Annotated in this window: 3 protein-coding genes; all 3 read right to left on the reverse strand. The window is 69.9% G+C overall.

Going from position 1 to position 3301, the window contains the following annotated elements:
- Window positions 1-92: 92 nt before the first annotated feature.
- Window positions 93-1271, reverse strand: a complete 1179-nt coding sequence (locus tag VNT50_RS04225; protein ID WP_325483853.1) for an FUSC family protein — start codon at window positions 1269-1271, stop codon at window positions 93-95.
- Complete coding sequence (locus VNT50_RS04230; protein WP_325483854.1) at window positions 1268-2599, reverse strand: NAD(P)/FAD-dependent oxidoreductase; 1332 nt, start codon at window positions 2597-2599, stop codon at window positions 1268-1270. Before VNT50_RS04230 ends, VNT50_RS04225 begins: the two co-directional genes overlap by 4 nt.
- A 23-nt stretch (window positions 2600-2622) precedes the next feature.
- Window positions 2623-3301: aldose epimerase family protein (locus VNT50_RS04235; protein ID WP_325483855.1), on the reverse strand; the 679-nt coding region annotated here is incomplete at its 5' end.

Genomic DNA, 3301 nt, shown 5'->3' on the forward strand with positions numbered 1-3301 from the left:
GTCCAGCAAAGGCGTGGGGGTACCGGCGATCGCCGAGTACATGGCGGTGTCGAGCCGCACCAGCTCGTCCCGCCAGTCTCCAGGGTCGTCCTTCATTTCCATGGCACCCGAGGGCGCTTGAAGGGTCTGCGGCGCGCTGGAGGGGAACTGCGCACTTCGAGATCGCTATCCCCGCTCTCGATCGCCGCGGACGCTTCGTCCGGGTCGATCCCCGCGTAGATCATCGTGTCGGCCGCGACCGCCCGAACCGAGGCGATCATCGCGGCGAGCCCTGAGCCCAGGGCGGGGGCGCGCACCCGCCCGTCGGCTTGCAGCTCGCGCGCCACCTTCAAGGCCGAATCGGCGGCCTGCTGGCGGTTGGTGCGGTCCCCAGGGTCCCGCGCCAGCTCGCGCAGCACAGACGCGAGTTGCCGGATCGACGGAGCCACGAGCTTGATGCCGTCTCGGTCGCCCGCGGCCGCGCCGCGGATCACCGCCACGGAGCTGCTGGCGAGCAGGTCAAGCTGGCCGGCGTTCTCGGTCTCCTCGACGACGGGATCCAGCTGCGATCGCGTGGTGGATCGGCTTGCTACTCGCGGGCCCGCACGTCGGGTTCGGGCGAGGTCCACCGTCTGGTCTCGGATGCGGCGAACGCCGTCGAGCGCACGCTCGCGGAGCGCCGGGTCATCGTCCTCGATCGCGTTCGCCGTCAGATCGAGCGCATCCGCCACGCCGTTGACCGCTTCGCCCTCGGCATGCCGCAGCAGGCGAACCGGCTCGGGCGGAAAGAAGATCTGGCTGAAGACGAGAGCGACCCCGCCACCGATCAACGCATCGATCAACCGGTCGGGCCCGACGTGGCCGTCGGCGATGGCGATCGTCAGGATCGCGGCCGCCGCCGCCTGGGCGACCGACACGGCCGTCCCTCCGAGCGCCCGGGCAATGAGGGTCGAGACCCAGATGCCGAGCAACAGCGCGCCCGTGGTCGACCCGAGGGTGCCGACGGCGAGCTCGCCCACGAGGATCCCGATGACGACGCCCTCCAACAGTCGCAGCGTGTTTCCGCCCCGTTCGCCCAGCGGGGCGTTCAGGCTGACGACCGCGGCGATCGGAGCGAAGAACGGGTGGCCGTGGTGACCGATGTGCACGGCGATCACCCAGGCGACTGCCGCCGCAACGGCCTGCTGGAACAGGGGCCAGGCATAGGCGCGGATCCGCTCGGCGGCTCGCGGCCAGGCGCCTTCCAGCGAGGCGCGCGCGCCACGCAGCCATGCGCGTGCGCGAGCCCTCATACCGGGTGCTTCGCGCGCTCGTTGCCCGATCGCCGAGCGGCGACCGCGGCCTCGATCTCGCGCATTCGCGCGAACACCTGACGCTCGGTGATCGTGCGCTGCGGGCGACCGCGGCCGACGAAGGCGACGGTCCAGCTCGCAACCGCCGCGACGCGATTCTTGAACCCGGTCAGGAAGGCCAGGTGCACGAAGGCCCACAGCAGCCATGCGACCAGTCCGGTGAGACGAAGGCGACGGTAATAGGCCAGAGCGCGGAACCGTGCAATCGTCGCCATCGTCCCCAGATCGCGGTAGCGAAACGGGCGCTCGACTGTGTCGCCGCTGAGGCGGCGAGCGATGGCGCGCGAAGCATGGCTGCCGGATTGCATCGCCACTTCGGCCAAACCGGGGAGGCGATCGAGGCCCATCATGTCGCCGACCACGAAGACCTCGGGGTGGCCCGGAAGCGTGCAGTCCGGCCGCACAGAGACCCGTCCGGCGCGATCGACCTCGGCATCGCTCTGCTCAGCCAGGAGGGCACCGAGAGGTGATGCCTGGACGCCGGCCGCCCAGATCTTCGTCTTCGCTTCGATGCGGGAGCTCGAACCGTCCTCGAGCGAGACGTCGAGCCCATCGGCGTCGACGCCAACGACCATGGTCCCGAGCCGCACCTCGACGCCCAGCCGCCCGAGATCGCGGCGCGCCCTGCGCTGGAGCCGTCCTGGAAAGGACGGCAGCACCGCGTCGCCGGCGTCCAACACGATGATCCGGGCACTGGCGGGATCGATGCTCCGAAAGTTGCCCGTCAGCGCCCGGCGGGACAGCTCGGCGATCTGCCCGGCAAGCTCGACGCCTGTTGGGCCGGCCCCAACCACGGCGAAGGTGAGCCAGGTCGCCCGTTGCTGGGCGTCGTTCTCGAGCTCGGCCATCTCGAAGGCGCCGAAGATGCGTCCGCGCACCTCGAGCGCGTCATCAATCGTCTTCATCCCGGGCGCGTGTGCGGCGAACTCGTCGTGACCGAAGTACGACTGTCCTGCTCCCGCCGCAACGATCAGGCTGTCGTATGCAAGACGCTCCCGCTCGCCGGCCGTCTCGATTGTCATCTCGCGCGCCGTGAGGTCGATGTCCATGACCTCACCGAGCAGCACCCGTGCGTTTTGCTGCCTCCGCAGCACCTCCCGGGTCGGCGGTGCGATGTCTCCCTCCGACAGGACGGCCGTCGCCACCTGGTAGAGGAGCGGCTGAAAGAGATGATGGTTCGTCCGGTCGACGACCGTCAGATCAACCGGCGCGCGCCGCAGGGCGCGCGCAGCGAAAAGGCCACCGAAGCCGCCTCCCACGATCACCACCCGATGTCGACCGGGCTGCGCGTTCAAGAGAGCCGCACCCCCCAGGTTGTGGTCACGGATTCACCCGGCTCGAGCCGGATGACGTGGTCTCCGCTGGCGAAGGCGTTCGGCGGACAGGTCATTGGCTCGGTCCCGAGACCCCGCCGTGCGCGGTCGGGGGCGAGAGTGTCGCCTGTATAGGTCTCGACGAAGTCGTAGGAGTCATCGACCCAGAGCTCCGCGCATCCCCCGTCGGCGCCCCAGAGCCGGGTCCAGGCCCGGCCGTCGTCGTCACGGACGAGATCGGTGAACGCGTGGTCGATGCGAGCCTCGCCCAGGTCTCGCGGCTCCAGGAAGTCGAACTCCGTGCCTTCGACGGGTTCGCGGCCCGTCGGCAGCTGCCGCTCGGAGTCCGTGAGGATCCGCGTCCTGCCGCTCAGCTGCAGCGTGCAGGCGTCGATCTGACCGCTGCCGGGCGAGAGGTAGGGATGCTGGCCGTGTCCGTAAGGACCGGCACGGCCGCCGAGGTTCTCGGCAGTGGTAGCGACCGTGAGCCCATCGGGCCCGAGCTCGTAGGAGACCCGGATCCCCAGCATGAACGGGTAGCCCTCGCGCGGATAGAGATGGGTCGCCATCACGACGCGATCGGCGTCGCGTTCGGCTGCCTCCCACGGCTGCCAGAGCAGGAAGCCGTGGATGGCGTTCCGCTTCTCCGGCTCGGTC

Origin of the sequence: Microbacterium sp., from assembly GCF_035554235.1 — a bacterium.
Classification (GTDB): domain Bacteria; phylum Actinomycetota; class Actinomycetes; order Actinomycetales; family Microbacteriaceae; genus Microbacterium.